The 14,189-nt window shown below is 59.7% G+C and carries 28 protein-coding genes; all 28 read left to right on the top strand.

Going from position 1 to position 14,189, the window contains the following annotated elements; genetic code table 11:
- The coding region (locus tag M3I53_RS20810; protein WP_254317731.1) for a GTP-binding protein at positions 1-894 on the top strand (894 nt) is incomplete at its 5' end.
- 138 nt (positions 895-1,032) lie between these two features.
- Complete coding sequence (gene rpsJ / locus M3I53_RS20805; protein WP_017777154.1) at positions 1,033-1,344, top strand: 30S ribosomal protein S10; 312 nt, start codon at positions 1,033-1,035, stop codon at positions 1,342-1,344.
- A 200-nt stretch (positions 1,345-1,544) separates the two neighbouring features.
- A complete protein-coding gene (gene rplC / locus M3I53_RS20800) occupies positions 1,545-2,204 on the top strand; it encodes a 50S ribosomal protein L3 (RefSeq protein WP_028206511.1) in 660 nt (219 codons plus the stop codon).
- Entirely contained in the window at positions 2,204-2,824 is a 621-nt protein-coding gene (gene rplD, locus M3I53_RS20795) for a 50S ribosomal protein L4 (RefSeq protein ID WP_028206512.1), read from the top strand. The genes rplC and rplD overlap by 1 nt, the downstream gene beginning before the upstream one ends.
- Positions 2,821-3,135, top strand: a complete 315-nt coding sequence (rplW, locus tag M3I53_RS20790) for a 50S ribosomal protein L23 (protein ID WP_028206513.1) — start codon at positions 2,821-2,823, stop codon at positions 3,133-3,135. The genes rplD and rplW overlap by 4 nt, the downstream gene beginning before the upstream one ends.
- Positions 3,136-3,137: 2 nt before the next feature.
- Positions 3,138-3,965, top strand: coding sequence for a 50S ribosomal protein L2 (gene rplB, locus M3I53_RS20785; protein WP_069268211.1), 828 nt, complete (start codon positions 3,138-3,140; stop codon positions 3,963-3,965).
- A gap of 10 nt (positions 3,966-3,975) precedes the next feature.
- Entirely contained in the window at positions 3,976-4,251 is a 276-nt protein-coding gene (rpsS, locus tag M3I53_RS20780; protein WP_027797286.1) for a 30S ribosomal protein S19, read from the top strand.
- A gap of 12 nt (positions 4,252-4,263) precedes the next feature.
- A complete protein-coding gene (gene rplV / locus M3I53_RS20775) occupies positions 4,264-4,593 on the top strand; it encodes a 50S ribosomal protein L22 (protein ID WP_004199272.1) in 330 nt (109 codons plus the stop codon).
- A gap of 11 nt (positions 4,594-4,604) precedes the next feature.
- A complete protein-coding gene (gene rpsC / locus M3I53_RS20770; protein ID WP_027797287.1) occupies positions 4,605-5,396 on the top strand; it encodes a 30S ribosomal protein S3 in 792 nt (263 codons plus the stop codon).
- A 2-nt stretch (positions 5,397-5,398) separates the two neighbouring features.
- Complete coding sequence (gene rplP, locus M3I53_RS20765; protein WP_027797288.1) at positions 5,399-5,815, top strand: 50S ribosomal protein L16; 417 nt, start codon at positions 5,399-5,401, stop codon at positions 5,813-5,815.
- A 10-nt stretch (positions 5,816-5,825) separates the two neighbouring features.
- Positions 5,826-6,020, top strand: a complete 195-nt coding sequence (rpmC, locus tag M3I53_RS20760) for a 50S ribosomal protein L29 (protein ID WP_028206515.1) — start codon at positions 5,826-5,828, stop codon at positions 6,018-6,020.
- On the top strand, positions 6,017-6,289 hold the full coding sequence (gene rpsQ, locus M3I53_RS20755; RefSeq protein ID WP_028206516.1) for a 30S ribosomal protein S17: 273 nt from the start codon (positions 6,017-6,019) through the stop codon (positions 6,287-6,289). Before rpmC ends, rpsQ begins: the two co-directional genes overlap by 4 nt.
- Before the next feature lie 353 nt (positions 6,290-6,642).
- On the top strand, positions 6,643-7,011 hold the full coding sequence (gene rplN, locus M3I53_RS20750) for a 50S ribosomal protein L14 (protein WP_028206517.1): 369 nt from the start codon (positions 6,643-6,645) through the stop codon (positions 7,009-7,011).
- 9 nt (positions 7,012-7,020) lie between these two features.
- Positions 7,021-7,329, top strand: coding sequence for a 50S ribosomal protein L24 (rplX, locus tag M3I53_RS20745; RefSeq protein WP_254317730.1), 309 nt, complete (start codon positions 7,021-7,023; stop codon positions 7,327-7,329).
- Between the two features lie 16 nt (positions 7,330-7,345).
- Positions 7,346-7,885 carry a 50S ribosomal protein L5 gene (gene rplE / locus M3I53_RS20740; protein WP_254317729.1) on the top strand — a complete coding sequence of 180 codons (540 nt, stop codon included), beginning with the start codon at positions 7,346-7,348 and terminating at the stop codon, positions 7,883-7,885.
- A 7-nt stretch (positions 7,886-7,892) separates the two neighbouring features.
- Positions 7,893-8,198, top strand: coding sequence for a 30S ribosomal protein S14 (gene rpsN, locus M3I53_RS20735; RefSeq protein WP_254317728.1), 306 nt, complete (start codon positions 7,893-7,895; stop codon positions 8,196-8,198).
- A gap of 14 nt (positions 8,199-8,212) precedes the next feature.
- Positions 8,213-8,608 (top strand): 30S ribosomal protein S8, encoded by a 396-nt coding sequence (rpsH, locus tag M3I53_RS20730; protein WP_027819345.1) that lies wholly within the window; start codon positions 8,213-8,215, stop codon positions 8,606-8,608.
- 18 nt (positions 8,609-8,626) lie between these two features.
- Positions 8,627-9,157, top strand: a complete 531-nt coding sequence (gene rplF / locus M3I53_RS20725) for a 50S ribosomal protein L6 (protein WP_254317727.1) — start codon at positions 8,627-8,629, stop codon at positions 9,155-9,157.
- Positions 9,158-9,169: 12 nt separating this feature from the next.
- Positions 9,170-9,535: a 50S ribosomal protein L18 gene (gene rplR, locus M3I53_RS20720; RefSeq protein WP_027819343.1), complete on the top strand. Its 366-nt coding sequence runs from the start codon at positions 9,170-9,172 to the stop codon at positions 9,533-9,535.
- Between the two features lie 14 nt (positions 9,536-9,549).
- Complete coding sequence (rpsE, locus tag M3I53_RS20715; protein WP_028206522.1) at positions 9,550-10,068, top strand: 30S ribosomal protein S5; 519 nt, start codon at positions 9,550-9,552, stop codon at positions 10,066-10,068.
- An 11-nt stretch (positions 10,069-10,079) separates the two neighbouring features.
- Positions 10,080-10,262 (top strand): 50S ribosomal protein L30, encoded by a 183-nt coding sequence (rpmD, locus tag M3I53_RS20710; protein ID WP_010106952.1) that lies wholly within the window; start codon positions 10,080-10,082, stop codon positions 10,260-10,262.
- A gap of 29 nt (positions 10,263-10,291) precedes the next feature.
- Positions 10,292-10,726: a 50S ribosomal protein L15 gene (rplO, locus tag M3I53_RS20705; RefSeq protein ID WP_254317726.1), complete on the top strand. Its 435-nt coding sequence runs from the start codon at positions 10,292-10,294 to the stop codon at positions 10,724-10,726.
- Positions 10,727-10,785: 59 nt separating this feature from the next.
- Positions 10,786-12,132, top strand: coding sequence for a preprotein translocase subunit SecY (gene secY / locus M3I53_RS20700; RefSeq protein WP_028206524.1), 1,347 nt, complete (start codon positions 10,786-10,788; stop codon positions 12,130-12,132).
- Positions 12,133-12,140: 8 nt separating this feature from the next.
- Entirely contained in the window at positions 12,141-12,359 is a 219-nt protein-coding gene (gene infA / locus M3I53_RS20695; RefSeq protein WP_004521905.1) for a translation initiation factor IF-1, read from the top strand.
- Positions 12,360-12,380: 21 nt separating this feature from the next.
- Positions 12,381-12,497, top strand: a complete 117-nt coding sequence (gene rpmJ, locus M3I53_RS20690) for a 50S ribosomal protein L36 (protein ID WP_027819338.1) — start codon at positions 12,381-12,383, stop codon at positions 12,495-12,497.
- 35 nt (positions 12,498-12,532) lie between these two features.
- A complete protein-coding gene (rpsM, locus tag M3I53_RS20685) occupies positions 12,533-12,898 on the top strand; it encodes a 30S ribosomal protein S13 (protein WP_028213337.1) in 366 nt (121 codons plus the stop codon).
- A 28-nt stretch (positions 12,899-12,926) separates the two neighbouring features.
- On the top strand, positions 12,927-13,331 hold the full coding sequence (rpsK, locus tag M3I53_RS20680) for a 30S ribosomal protein S11 (RefSeq protein WP_006052224.1): 405 nt from the start codon (positions 12,927-12,929) through the stop codon (positions 13,329-13,331).
- Between the two features lie 164 nt (positions 13,332-13,495).
- Complete coding sequence (rpsD, locus tag M3I53_RS20675; RefSeq protein WP_233883160.1) at positions 13,496-14,119, top strand: 30S ribosomal protein S4; 624 nt, start codon at positions 13,496-13,498, stop codon at positions 14,117-14,119.
- The last annotated feature ends 70 nt before the right edge of the window (positions 14,120-14,189 follow it).

Here is a 14,189-nt window from a genome sequence, read left to right as displayed (position 1 = left end):
CGGACCAAGCCGCACGTGAACGTGGGCACGATCGGTCACGTTGACCACGGCAAGACCACGCTGACGGCAGCGATCACGACGGTTCTGACCGCCAAGTTCGGCGGCGAGGCGAAGGCGTACGACCAGATCGACGCAGCGCCGGAAGAAAAGGCACGTGGTATTACCATCAACACCGCGCACGTCGAGTACGAAACGGCTAACCGCCACTACGCACACGTCGACTGCCCGGGCCACGCTGACTACGTGAAGAACATGATCACGGGCGCGGCGCAGATGGACGGCGCGATCCTGGTGTGCTCGGCCGCTGACGGCCCGATGCCGCAAACGCGTGAGCACATCCTGCTCGCCCGTCAGGTTGGCGTGCCTTACATCATCGTGTTCCTGAACAAGTGCGACATGGTCGACGACGCCGAGCTGCTCGAGCTGGTCGAAATGGAAGTGCGCGAGCTCCTGTCGAAGTACGACTTCCCGGGCGACGACACGCCGATCATCAAGGGTTCGGCCAAGCTGGCGCTGGAAGGCGACAAGGGCGAACTGGGTGAAGTGGCGATCATGAACCTGGCCGACGCACTGGACACGTACATCCCGACGCCGGAGCGCGCAGTTGACGGCGCGTTCCTGATCACGGCTGAAGTGTACGTGCTGAGCAAGGACGAAGGCGGCCGTCACACGCCGTTCTTCAACAACTACCGTCCGCAGTTCTACTTCCGTACGACGGACGTGACGGGCTCGATCGAGCTGCCGAAGGACAAGGAAATGGTCATGCCGGGCGACAACGTGTCGATCACGGTGAAGCTGATCGCTCCGATCGCGATGGAAGAAGGTCTGCGCTTCGCAATCCGCGAAGGTGGCCGTACCGTCGGCGCCGGCGTAGTTGCGAAGATCATCGAGTAATTCGAGTAGAATACTCGGCTCGCTGTAGAAGTTGATGTATCCAGGGACCGTTCTCGCGACGCCTTGTCGCGGGGCGGTCCTGCGCTCTTTATATCGTTTGGCGGCGCAAGTCCGCCTCGCTCTTTTCAAGGAATTGTCATGCAGAACCAAAAAATCCGTATCCGTCTGAAGGCTTTCGACTACCGTCTGATCGACCAGTCGGCTGCTGAAATCGTCGATACGGCGAAGCGCACGGGCGCCATCGTCCGCGGTCCGGTGCCGCTGCCGACGCGTATCCAGCGTTTCGACATCCTGCGTTCGCCGCACGTCAACAAGACGTCGCGCGATCAGCTCGAAATCCGCACGCACCTGCGCCTGATGGACATCGTCGACCCGACGGACAAGACCGTTGACGCGCTGATGAAGCTGGACCTGCCGGCTGGCGTGGACGTCGAAATCAAGCTGCAGTAAGAGCCTCGAACGCCGCCGAAATCTTCTGGTGGCGCTAAGTCTTTGATTGCTTGCGGAAAACGAAGAAGGACGTTATACTTGACGTCTTTTCGCGCGTTTGCGCAAAAATCGGTGTGTCCCTATCAGGCCTTTACCCTGGAAAACACGCCGGTACTTTGTAAATTAGCCCCGACCAATCGCAGTCGGGAATGGAGAAAACGATGAGCCTTGGACTCGTAGGTCGCAAGGTTGGCATGACCCGTATCTTCACGGCCGAAGGGGATTCGATTCCCGTGACCGTGCTGGACGTGTCCGACAACCGCGTGACGCAGATCAAGACTGTAGAAACCGACGGCTACACGGCCGTGCAGGTTACTTTCGGTACTCGCCGCGCATCGCGCGTGACGAAGCCGCTCGCAGGTCATCTCGCCAAAGCTGGCGTTCAAGCCGGTGAAATCCTCAAGGAATTCCAGATCGACGCCGCTAAGGCCGCCGAGCTGTCCGCTGGCGCTGTGATCGGTGTGGAACTCTTCGAAGAAGGCCAGAAGATCGACGTGCAAGGCACCTCGATCGGTAAGGGCTACGCCGGTACCATCAAGCGTTACAACTTCGCTTCGGGTCGTGCTTCGCACGGTAACTCGCGCTCGCACAATGTGCCGGGCTCGATCGGTATGGCGCAGGATCCGGGTCGCGTATTCCCGGGTAAGCGCATGACCGGTCACATGGGTGACGAGACCGTGACGGTGCAAAACCTCGAAATCGCCCGTATCGACGCAGAGCGCAAGCTGCTGCTGGTCAAGGGTGCCGTGCCGGGTGCAAAGGGCGGCAAGGTTTTCGTGACGCCCGCCGTCAAGGCGCGCGCCAAGAAAGGAGCGCAATAATGGAACTGAAGCTCCTGAACGCTAATGGTCAGGAAGGCGCAGCTGTTAACGCGTCGGACGTCGTGTTCGGCCGTGACTACAACGAAGCGCTGATCCACCAGATCGTTATCGCCTACCAGGCGAACGCGCGCAGCGGTAACCGCGCGCAGAAGGACCGCGAACAGGTCAAGCACACCACCAAGAAGCCGTGGCGTCAGAAGGGTACGGGCCGCGCTCGTGCCGGTATGTCGTCGAGCCCGCTGTGGCGTGGCGGTGGTCGCATCTTCCCGAATTCGCCGGAAGAAAACTTCTCGCACAAGGTCAACAAGAAGATGCATCGCGCAGGTCTCTGCTCGATCTTCTCGCAGCTGGCCCGCGAAGGCCGCATCTCGGTCGTCGAAGAGCTTTCGCTCGAAGCGCCGAAGACGAAGCTGCTGGCCGAAAAGTTCAAGGCCATGGGTCTCGAATCCGTGCTGGTCATCACCGACACGGTCGACGAGAACCTGTATCTCGCGTCGCGCAACCTGCCCCACGTGGCAGTCGTTGAGCCGCGTTTTGCCGACCCGCTCTCGCTGATCTACTTCAAGAAGATCCTGATCACGAAGGCAGCGGTCGCCCAGATCGAGGAGTTGCTGTCATGAGCGAGATTCGCAAGAACGATCATCGTTTGATGCAGGTCCTGCTCGCACCGGTGATCTCCGAAAAGGCGACGCTGGTTGCGGAGAAGAACGAACAAGTCGTCTTCGAAGTCGCGCCGGACGCGAACAAGCAGGAAGTCAAGGCTGCTGTCGAGCTGCTGTTCAAGGTGGAAGTCGAGTCCGTCAACGTGCTGGTCCAGAAGGGCAAAGCCAAGCGCTTTGGCCGCTTCAACGGCAAGCGCAAAGACGTGAAGAAGGCGTATGTCTGCCTGAAGCCCGGCCAGGAAATCAACTTTGAAGCGGAGGCCAAGTAATCATGGCAATCGTGAAAGTTAAGCCGACCTCGCCGGGTCGCCGCGCGATGGTCAAGATCGTCAACAAGGACCTCCATAAGGGCGCGCCGTTCGCGGCACTGCTCGAAAAGAAGTCCTCGACGGCCGGCCGTAACAACAACGGTCGCATCACGACGCGTCACCAGGGTGGCGGTCACAAGCAGCACTACCGTGTGATCGACTTCCGTCGTACGAAGGATGGCATCCCCGCGAAGGTGGAGCGTCTCGAGTATGACCCGAACCGTAGCGCGAACATTGCGCTGGTTCTTTACGCAGACGGCGAGCGCCGCTACATCATCGCGCCGAAGGGCGTGACGGTTGGCACGCAGCTGATGTCGGGTTCGGAAGCGCCGATCCGTGCAGGCAACACGCTGCCGATCCGCAACATTCCGGTCGGTACGACGATCCACTGCATCGAAATGCTGCCGGGCAAGGGCGCGCAAATGGCGCGTTCGGCTGGCACGTCGGCAATGCTGCTGGCACGTGAAGGCGTCTACGCGCAGGTTCGTCTGCGTTCGGGCGAAATCCGCCGCGTGCACGTCGAATGCCGCGCAACGATTGGTGAAGTCGGCAACGAAGAGCACAGCCTCCGTCAAATCGGTAAGGCTGGCGCGAACCGCTGGCGCGGCATCCGCCCGACGGTCCGTGGCGTTGCAATGAACCCGGTCGACCACCCGCACGGTGGTGGCGAAGGCAAGACTGCGGCTGGTCGCGACCCGGTGAGCCCGTGGGGCACGCCGACGAAGGGCTATCGCACCCGCAGCAACAAGCGCACGACGAGCATGATCGTCCAGCGCCGTCACAAGCGTTAAGGAGTAGGCAATGGCACGTTCTATTAAGAAAGGTCCGTTCTGCGACGCCCATTTGCTGAAGAAGGTTGAGGCGGCTGCAGCAACGCGCGACAAGAAACCGATCAAGACCTGGTCGCGTCGTTCGACGATTCTGCCGGACTTCATCGGCCTGACGATCGCCGTGCACAACGGCCGTCAACACGTTCCGGTGTATGTCACGGAAAACATGGTCGGCCACAAGCTTGGCGAGTTCGCATTGACCCGTACGTTCAAGGGTCACGCGGCCGACAAGAAGGCCAAGAAATAAGGGGCAATCAAGATGGAAGTGAAGGCAATTCATCGCGGTGCCCGCATCTCGGCGCAGAAGACGCGCCTTGTGGCTGACCAGATCCGCGGTCTGCCGGTCGACAAGGCACTGAACGTTCTGACGTTCTCGCCGAAGAAAGCGGCTGGCATCGTGAAAAAGGTTGTGCTCTCGGCGATCGCAAACGCGGAACACAACGAAGGTGCTGACATCGACGAGCTCAAGATCAAGAGCATCTACGTCGACAAGGCAGCTTCGCTGAAGCGTTTCACCGCGCGCGCCAAGGGCCGCGGCAACCGCATCGAGAAGCAATCCTGTCACATCACTGTGACGGTCGGGAATTAAGGAGCCATACGATGGGACAGAAAATTCATCCGACTGGCTTCCGTTTGGCCGTCAGCCGCAATTGGGCTTCGCGTTGGTACGCGAACAACAACAATTTTGCGGCGATGTTGAAGGAAGACATCGGTGTTCGTGAATACCTGAAGAAGAAGCTGAAGAACGCTTCGGTGGGCCGTGTTGTGATCGAGCGTCCGGCAAAGAACGCTCGCATCACGATTTACAGCTCGCGCCCGGGTGTGGTGATCGGCAAGAAGGGCGAGGACATCGAACTCCTCAAGGCCGAACTCCAGAAGCGCATGGGCGTTCCGGTTCACGTGAACATCGAGGAAATCCGCAAGCCGGAAACCGATGCTCAACTGATCGCCGATTCGATCACGCAGCAGCTCGAGCGCCGCATCATGTTCCGTCGCGCAATGAAGCGCGCGATGCAGAACGCGATGCGTCTGGGTGCCCAGGGCATCAAGATCATGAGCGCCGGCCGTCTGAACGGTATCGAAATCGCACGTACCGAGTGGTACCGCGAAGGTCGAGTGCCGCTTCACACGCTGCGTGCTGACATCGACTACGCAACCTCGGAAGCGAAGACGACGTACGGCATCATCGGCGTGAAGGTTTGGGTCTACAAGGGCGACACGCTCGGCCGCAACGACGCACCGGTGGTGGAAGAAGTCGCCGAAGAAAAGCGTCCGCGCCGCAACGCGCGTCCGGGCGATCGTCGTCCGCGCCGTGATGGTGAAGGCGCACCGGGTGCCCGTCGTGGCGCACCGCGCCGTGGCGCCGGCGGTGACGGCAAGAGTGGAGAATAACGATGCTGCAACCGAAACGCAGGAAGTATCGCAAAGAGCAGAAGGGTCGTAACACCGGCGTCGCAACGCGCGGCAACGCAGTTTCGTTCGGTGAATACGGTCTTAAGGCTATCGGTCGTGGTCGCCTGACCGCGCGTCAGATTGAAGCAGCGCGTCGTGCAATGACGCGTCACATCAAGCGTGGCGGCCGCATCTGGATCCGTATCTTCCCGGACAAGCCGATCTCGCAAAAGCCGGCGGAAGTGCGTATGGGTAACGGTAAGGGTAACCCTGAGTACTACGTCGCCGAGATTCAGCCGGGCAAGATGCTGTATGAAATGGATGGTGTGTCCGAAGAACTGGCCCGTGAAGCCTTCCGTCTGGCTGCAGCCAAGCTGCCGCTGAAGACGGTCTTCATGGTTCGCCAGCTCGGCGCCTAAGGAGTGATTGATGAAGGCATCTGAACTTCTTCAGAAAGACAAGGCCGCGCTCGACAAAGAGCTGTCGGACCTCTTGAAGGCGCAATTCGGCCTGCGCATGCAACTCGCGACCCAGCAGCTCACGAACACGAGCCAGCTGAAGAAGGTCCGTCGCGACATCGCACGTGTGCGGACCGTCCTGACTCAGAAGGCGAACCAGAAATGAACGAAAGCGTGAAAACCTCGCTTAAGCGGACGCTGGTCGGCAAGGTCGTCAGCAACAAGATGGACAAGACGGTCACCGTCCTGGTCGAGCGCCGCGTCAAGCACCCGATCTACGGCAAGTACGTCGTGCAGTCGAAGAAGTACCACGCTCACGACGAAGCGAACACGTACAACGAGGGTGACCTCGTTGAAATCCAGGAAACGCGTCCTCTCTCGAAGACGAAGGCCTGGACCGTGTCGAAGCTGATCGAAGCAGCACGCGTCATCTAAAAGTGGCGCATCACCCCGGGGAGCAACTTCCCGGGGTGTAAAAGTAATTGAAATCGCTGAAGATTTCGCTTGCTAGACCAAGATTATCGCGTTATAGTCTTGGTCTTCCCTCTTTATGGGCTTGCTGTTGGCAAAGCGGCAAGCGGCAAGTGGAAGTAGGTGGGGAAGCAGATCCGGGCGCCAGTCCGGGTTAGCAAGATTCACCGGAATGCGATGGCCGGTTTCGTTTGCCGTCGCTGCTGTTCTTACCCAAGCAGCTGAGCGGTCGTTCTAGTGGCGGCGCGGCTGACGGGACCAAGACTGACCGGATGTGCCATGGTGGCGCAACCGGATTAAGTTGGGAAAGATAAACCATGATCCAGACCGAAACTCGGCTTGAAGTGGCCGACAACACGGGTGCACGTGAAGTCCTGTGCATCAAGGTGCTCGGCGGCTCGAAGCGTCGTTATGCCAGCATTGGCGACATCATCAAGGTGAGCGTCAAGGAAGCAACGCCGCGTGGGCGCGTGAAGAAGGGCGAAATCTACAACGCTGTTGTGGTTCGCACCGCGAAGGGCGTGCGCCGTCAAGACGGCTCGCTGATCAAGTTCGATGGCAACGCCGCCGTGCTTTTGAACACCAAGCTTGAGCCGATCGGCACCCGCATCTTCGGGCCGGTCACGCGTGAGCTGCGTAGCGAACGATTCATGAAGATCGTTTCGCTTGCGCCGGAAGTGCTGTAAGGAGTCGCGATGAACAAGATTCGCAAGGGTGACGAAGTCGTCATCATCACCGGCAAAGACAAGGGCAAGCGCGGTGTCGTGCTGGCCATGGGCGAAGGGCGCGTGACCGTCGAAGGCATCAACATTGCCAAGAAGCATGTGAAGCCGAACCCCATGAAGGGTACGACGGGTGGCGTCGAAGCCAAGGCAATGCCGCTGGCTATCTCGAACGTCGCACTGGTCGACGCGAACGGCAAGCCGTCGCGCGTAGGCATCAAGGTCGAAGGGGACAAGAAGGTTCGTTTCCTGAAGACGACCGGTGCTGTCCTGAGCGCCTGACGCTGCGGAGTAAAAAATGGCACGTTTGCAAGAATTTTATAAAGAGAAGGTCGTTCCTGGCCTGATCGAGAAGTTCGGTTACAAGTCGATCATGGAAGTGCCGCGCCTCACCAAGATCACCCTGAACATGGGTGTCGGTGAAGCCGTCGCTGACAAGAAGGTCCTCGAGCACGCCGTTGGCGACCTCACGAAGATTGCCGGTCAAAAGCCGGTCATCACGAAGTCGCGCAAGGCAATCGCGGGCTTCAAGATCCGTGAAGGCTACCCGATCGGCACGATGGTCACGTTGCGTGGCCAGGCTATGTACGAATTCCTCGACCGTTTTGTGACGGTTGCGCTGCCTCGCGTGCGCGACTTCCGCGGCGTGTCGGGTAAGGCGTTCGACGGCCGTGGTAACTACAACATCGGTGTGAAAGAGCAGATCATTTTCCCCGAAATCGACTACGACAAGATCGACGCGCTGCGTGGGCTGAATATCAGCATCACGACGACCGCGAAGACCGACGAAGAAGCAAAGGCACTGCTCGCCAGCTTCAAGTTCCCGTTCAGAAACTGAGGTTACCGTGGCTAAACTGGCACTGATCGAACGTGAAAAGAAGCGCGCTCGTCTGGCAGCGAAATTTGCGCCGAAGCGCGTAGCGCTGAAGGCGATCATCGACGACCAAAGCAAGTCGGAAGAAGAGCGTTACGCAGCTCGCCTTGAACTGCAACAACTGCCGCGCAACTCGAACCCGACCCGCAAGCGTAACCGCTGCGCGCTCACGGGTCGTCCGCGTGGCACGTTCCGCAAATTCGGTCTCGCACGTAACAAGATTCGTGAAATCGCGTTCCGTGGTGAGATCCCTGGCATCACCAAGGCGAGCTGGTAATAGGAGAAACATAAATGAGCATGAGTGATCCTATCGCCGATATGCTGACTCGCATCCGCAATGCGCAGATGGTCGAGAAGGTTTCGGTTGCTATGCCCTCGTCGAAAGTGAAGATTGCGATTGCGCAGGTTCTGAAGGACGAAGGTTATATCGATGACTTCGCGGTGAAGACCGAAGGTGCGAAGTCTGAATTGAACATCGCGTTGAAGTACTACGCTGGCCGTCCCGTTATCGAGCGCATCGAACGCGTCTCGAAGCCGGGTCTGCGCGTGTACCGCGGCCGCAACGACATCCCGCAGGTTATGAATGGCCTGGGCGTGGCGATCGTGTCGACGCCCAAGGGTGTGATGACGGACCGCAAGGCGCGCGCTACTGGCGTCGGCGGCGAAGTTATCTGCTACGTCGCTTAAGGCCTAAGGAGAAGAAACATGTCTCGAGTAGGTAAGAGCCCGATCGCGCTGCAAGGCGCAGAAGCGACGCTCAGCGACGAGAAGATTACCGTCAAGGGCCCGCTGGGTACGATTTCGCAAGCTGCGAACCGCCTCGTGAAGGTGGTGAACGACAACGGTACGCTCAAGTTCGAGCCGACCGATGAAAGCCGCGAAGCCAATGCGATGTCGGGCACGATGCGCGCGATTGTCGCGAACATGGTGCTAGGCGTGACGAAGGGTTTCGAGCGCAAGCTGACGCTGGTTGGCGTTGGTTATCGTGCTCAAGCGCAAGGCGACAAGCTGAACCTGTCGCTGGGTTTCTCGCACCCCGTGGTGCACCAGATGCCGGAAGGCATCAAGGCTGAGACCCCGTCGCAAACGGAAATCGTGATCAAGGGGATCGACAAGCAGAAAGTCGGCCAAACCGCTGCAGAAGTGCGCGGTTATCGCCCGCCTGAGCCCTACAAGGGCAAGGGTGTGCGTTACGCCGACGAGGTCGTGATCCTCAAAGAAACGAAGAAGAAGTAAGGGTGCGCAATCATGGATAAGACTCAATCTCGCCTGCGCCGCGCTCGTCAGACGCGTCTCAAGATCGCTGAGCTGCAGGTCGCGCGTCTGGCCGTGCATCGCACGAACACGCACATCTATGCGCAAGTGTTCTCGCCCTGCGGCACCAAGGTGCTGGCCAGCGCGTCGACGCTTGAAGCTGAAGTGCGTGCGCAACTGGCTGACCAGTCGGGCAAGGGCGGCAACGTCGCCGCTGCCTCGCTGATCGGCAAGCGTATTGCAGAAAAGGCTAAGGCCGCCGGCATCGAATCCGTCGCCTTTGACCGCTCGGGTTTCCGCTATCACGGCCGCGTCAAGGCGCTGGCTGATGCTGCGCGCGAAGCCGGGCTCAAGTTCTAAGGAAGGAATTCGTCATGGCAAAGATGCAAGCGAAAGTTCAGGCTGACGAACGCGACGACGGCCTCCGCGAAAAAATGATTTCGGTCAATCGCGTGACCAAGGTCGTGAAGGGTGGCCGTATTCTCGGTTTCGCCGCTCTGACCGTGGTTGGCGACGGTGATGGCCGCGTCGGTATGGGCAAGGGCAAGTCGAAGGAAGTGCCCGTTGCTGTCCAGAAGGCGATGGAACAAGCTCGCCGCAACATGTTCAAGGTGCCCCTGAAGAACGGCACCCTGCAACACGAAGTGCACGGCAAGCACGGCGCATCGGTCGTCCTCCTCGCTCCGGCGAAGGCAGGTACGGGCGTGATCGCCGGCGGCCCGATGCGCGCAGTGTTCGACGTGATGGGCGTGCAGAACGTCGTGGCCAAGAGCCACGGTTCGACGAACCCGTACAACCTCGTTCGTGCCACGCTGGACGGTCTGCGCAAGCAGTCGACGCCGGCTGACATCGCGGCGAAGCGCGGCAAGTCCGTCGAAGACATTCTGGGCTAAGGGTGGGCACCATGTCTGAAAAAACTGTCAAGGTTCAGCTCGTCAAGAGCCTGATTGGGACCCGCGAAACGCACCGCGCCACGGTGCGCGGTCTCGGCCTGCGCCGCCTCAACTCGGTCTCCGAGCTGCAGGACACGCCGGCTGTGCGCGGCATGATCAACAAGGTCTCGTACCTCGTCAAGGTCATCGGCTAAGCGGTCGACCAGGACTCCAGGAGTTGAAAATGGAATTGAATAACCTGAAGCCGGCAGAAGGCTCGAAGCACGCCAAGCGTCGCGTCGGTCGCGGCATCGGCTCCGGCCTCGGCAAGACCGCTGGCCGTGGTCACAAGGGTCAGAAATCGCGTTCGGGCGGCTTCCACAAGGTTGGCTTCGAAGGCGGTCAAATGCCGCTGCAGCGCCGTCTGCCGAAGCGCGGCTTCACCTCGCTGACGAAGGAATTCGTCGGTGAAGTGCGCCTCGCCGACATCGAGAAGCTGCCGGTCGACGAAATCGATCTGCTGGCTCTCAAGCAGGCAGGCCTCGTGGGCGAACTGACCCGTAGCGCAAAGATCATCGCCACCGGCGAGATCAAGCGCAAGGTCGTCGTGAAGGGTCTGGGTGCGACGAAGAATGCGCGTGCTGCGATTGAAGCAGCAGGCGGTTCTTTTGCCGAGTGATTGTGAGTGGTGCGCGCGGGCTTGCCCGCCGTCACTAGCATCTGCATCGGAGAAGCTACTTGGCTAACAGCCCGAGTCTCGCAAAAACCGGTCGCAGCGCTCCGAAGTTCGGCGACCTGCGCCGGCGTGCAGTGTTCCTGCTGCTGGCGTTGGTCGTTTATCGTATCGGCGCGCATATTCCGGTTCCGGGTATCGATCCGGACCAACTGGCGAAGCTCTTTCAGAGCCAGTCGGGCGGCATCCTTGGCATGTTCAACATGTTCTCGGGTGGCGCACTGTCGCGGTTCACGATCTTCGCGCTGGGTGTGATGCCGTATATTTCGGCGTCGATCATCCTGCAGCTGATGGCAATTGTTTCGCCGCAGCTGGAAGCGCTGAAGAAAGAAGGGCAGGCTGGGCAACGCAAGATCACGCAGTACACGCGGATCTTCACGGTGGTGCTGGCGACGTTTCAGGCGTTCGGCATCGCGGTCGCGCTGGAAAACCAGCCTGGCCTCGTGATCGATCCGGGCATGGTGTTCCGCTTGACGACGGTCGTGACGCTCGTAACGGGCACGATGTTCCTGATGTGGCTTGGTGAGCAGATCACGGAACGCGGGCTTGGCAACGGTATCTCGATCATCATCTTCGGCGGGATCGCGGCAGGCTTCCCGAATGCGCTCGGTGGTCTTTTCGAACTGGTCCGCACCGGCTCGATGAGCATCATCTCGGCGATCATCGTGGTCGTTCTGATCGCAGCCGTGACGTACCTGGTGGTGTTCATCGAACGCGGCCAGCGCAAGATCCTCGTGAACTATGCGAAGCGTCAGGTCGGTAACAAGATTTACGGCGGGCAGTCGTCCCACCTGCCGCTCAAGCTGAACATGTCGGGTGTGATTCCGCCGATCTTCGCGTCGTCGATCATCCTGTTCCCGGCAACTATCCTGAACTGGTTCAGTTCGGGGTCGCGAACCGGCTGGTTTGCGGACACGCTGCACAATGTGGCCGAAGCCCTCAAGCCTGGCCAGCCCGTGTACGTGTTGCTGTACGCGTTGGCGATCGTGTTCTTCTGCTTCTTCTACACCGCACTGGTGTTCAACAGCAGGGAAACGGCCGACAACCTGAAGAAAAGTGGCGCGTTCGTACCTGGCATCCGCCCGGGCGATCAGACGGCACGCTATATCGACCGCATCCTCACGCGTCTGACGCTGGCCGGTGCGATCTATATCGTGTTCGTTTGCCTGCTGCCGGAGTTTCTGGTGCTGCGCTGGAATGTGCCGTTTTATTTTGGTGGAACGTCGCTGCTGATCATTGTCGTCGTCACAATGGACTTCATGGCGCAGGTGCAGTCGTACGTGATGTCGCAACAATATGAATCGCTGCTCAAGAAGGCCAACTTCAAGGGCGGCGGCGTCCCGATGCGTTGAAAGGACCTATGGCCAAAGACGATGTAATCCAGATGCAAGGCGAGGTGATCGAAAACCTCCCCAACGCTACCTTCCGGGTGAAGCTGGAAAACGGCCATGTCGTTCTGGGACATATTTCCGGAAAGATGCGGATGCACTACATCCGCATTCTCCCGGGCGACAAGGTGACGGTTGAGTTGACGCCTTACGATCTGTCGCGTGCGCGGATCGTGTTCCGGGCGAAGTGATTTAGGAAAAAGGGTAATATCATGAAAGTGATGGCATCGGTAAAGCGCATTTGCCGCAACTGCAAAATCATCAAGCGCAACGGCGTCGTTCGCGTGATCTGCAGCTCGGACCCGCGCCACAAGCAGCGCCAAGGCTGATTAGCGCGCTTGCGCTTTTTGTTTGAGGAAAAACAATGGCTCGTATTGCAGGGGTTAACATCCCGAACCACCAGCACACCGAAATCGGCCTGACGGCAATTTTTGGTGTTGGCCGCACGCGTTCGCGCAACATCTGCGTGGCCGCCGGTGTGCCGTTCAACAAGAAGGTCAAGGACCTGAACGACGCGGATCTGGAAAAGCTGCGTGAGGAAGTGGGCAAGTTTGTCGTCGAAGGCGATCTCCGCCGTGAAGTGACGATGAACATCAAGCGCCTGATGGACCTCGGCTGCTACCGCGGCGTGCGCCATCGCAAGGGCCTGCCCCTGCGTGGCCAGCGTACGCGTACCAACGCTCGTACGCGTAAGGGTCCGCGCCGCGCAGCACAGTCGCTGAAGAAGTAAGCGGAACTGAAAGTTACAGGAAAACGTAATGGCTAAGGCTTCGAACAACTCCGCGGCGCAACGCGTTCGCAAGAAGGTTAAGAAGAACGTCGCCGAGGGCGTGGTTCACGTTCACGCGTCGTTCAACAACACCATCATCACGATCACCGACCGTCAAGGCAACGCGCTTGCCTGGGCAACGTCGGGCGGTCAGGGCTTCAAGGGCTCGCGTAAGTCGACCCCCTTCGCAGCTCAGGTCGCAGCCGAGTCGGCTGGCCGCGTGGCGATGGAATACGGCGTCAAGAACCTCGAAGTGCGGATCAAGGGCCCCGGTCCTGGCCGCGAATCGGCGGTGCGCGCGCTGCATGGTCTTGGCATCAAGATCACCGCGATCTCCGACGTGACGCCGGTTCCGCACAACGGCTGCCGTCCGCCGAAGCGTCGCCGTATCTAAGGCGTCGCGTTCGCCGTTCGCCTGAGCCGCCGGAAACGGCGACCCAGGCTCTCGGCGTTATTGAATTGACTAAGTCCACCGTTCGGTCCAAAGGGCCGGACTAGCGCGATACCGCGGGTTTCCCCACTCAGGTTTCGCGTGATCAATTATCGAAGGAAAGCAACGTGGCACGTTATATCGGCCCGAAGGCCAAGCTGTCCCGCCGTGAAGGCACCGACCTCTTCCTGAAGAGCGCGCGCCGCTCGCTCGCCGACAAGTGCAAGCTCGACAGCAAGCCGGGTCAGCATGGCCGCACCTCGGGCGCCCGTACGTCCGACTACGGCACGCAGCTTCGCGAAAAGCAGAAAGTGAAGCGTATCTACGGCGTGCTCGAGCGCCAGTTCCGCCGCTACTTCGCGGAAGCTGACCGCATCAAGGGCAACACCGGCGAAAACCTGCTGCAACTGCTCGAGTCGCGTCTCGACAACGTCGTGTACCGCATGGGCTTCGCATCGACCCGCGCTGAAGCGCGCCAGCTCGTGAGCCACAAGGCTCTCACGCTGAACGGCGTCGTCGCGAACATCCCGTCGATGCAAGTGAAGGCTGGCGACGTCGTCGCGATTCGCGAAAAGGCGAAGAAGCAGGCGCGTATCGTCGAAGCCCTCTCGCTCGCAGAGCAAGGCGGCTTGGCAGGTTGGGTGTCGGTCGACGCGAAGAAGTTCGAAGGCACGTTCAAGAGCATGCCTGAGCGCAGCGACATCGCTGGCGACATCAACGAAAGCCTGATCGTCGAATTGTATTCGCGGTAATCGGATTGACGGCCGGGGTAACCTCTGTGCTTCGCGCAGGAGGCGGCCTCGGCCGTTTTTTTCAGGTTGT

The sequence above is a fragment of the Paraburkholderia sp. CNPSo 3272 genome, from assembly GCF_024206495.1.
Lineage (GTDB): Bacteria > Pseudomonadota > Gammaproteobacteria > Burkholderiales > Burkholderiaceae > Paraburkholderia.
This window is presented reverse-complemented; position numbering and strand designations above follow the sequence as displayed.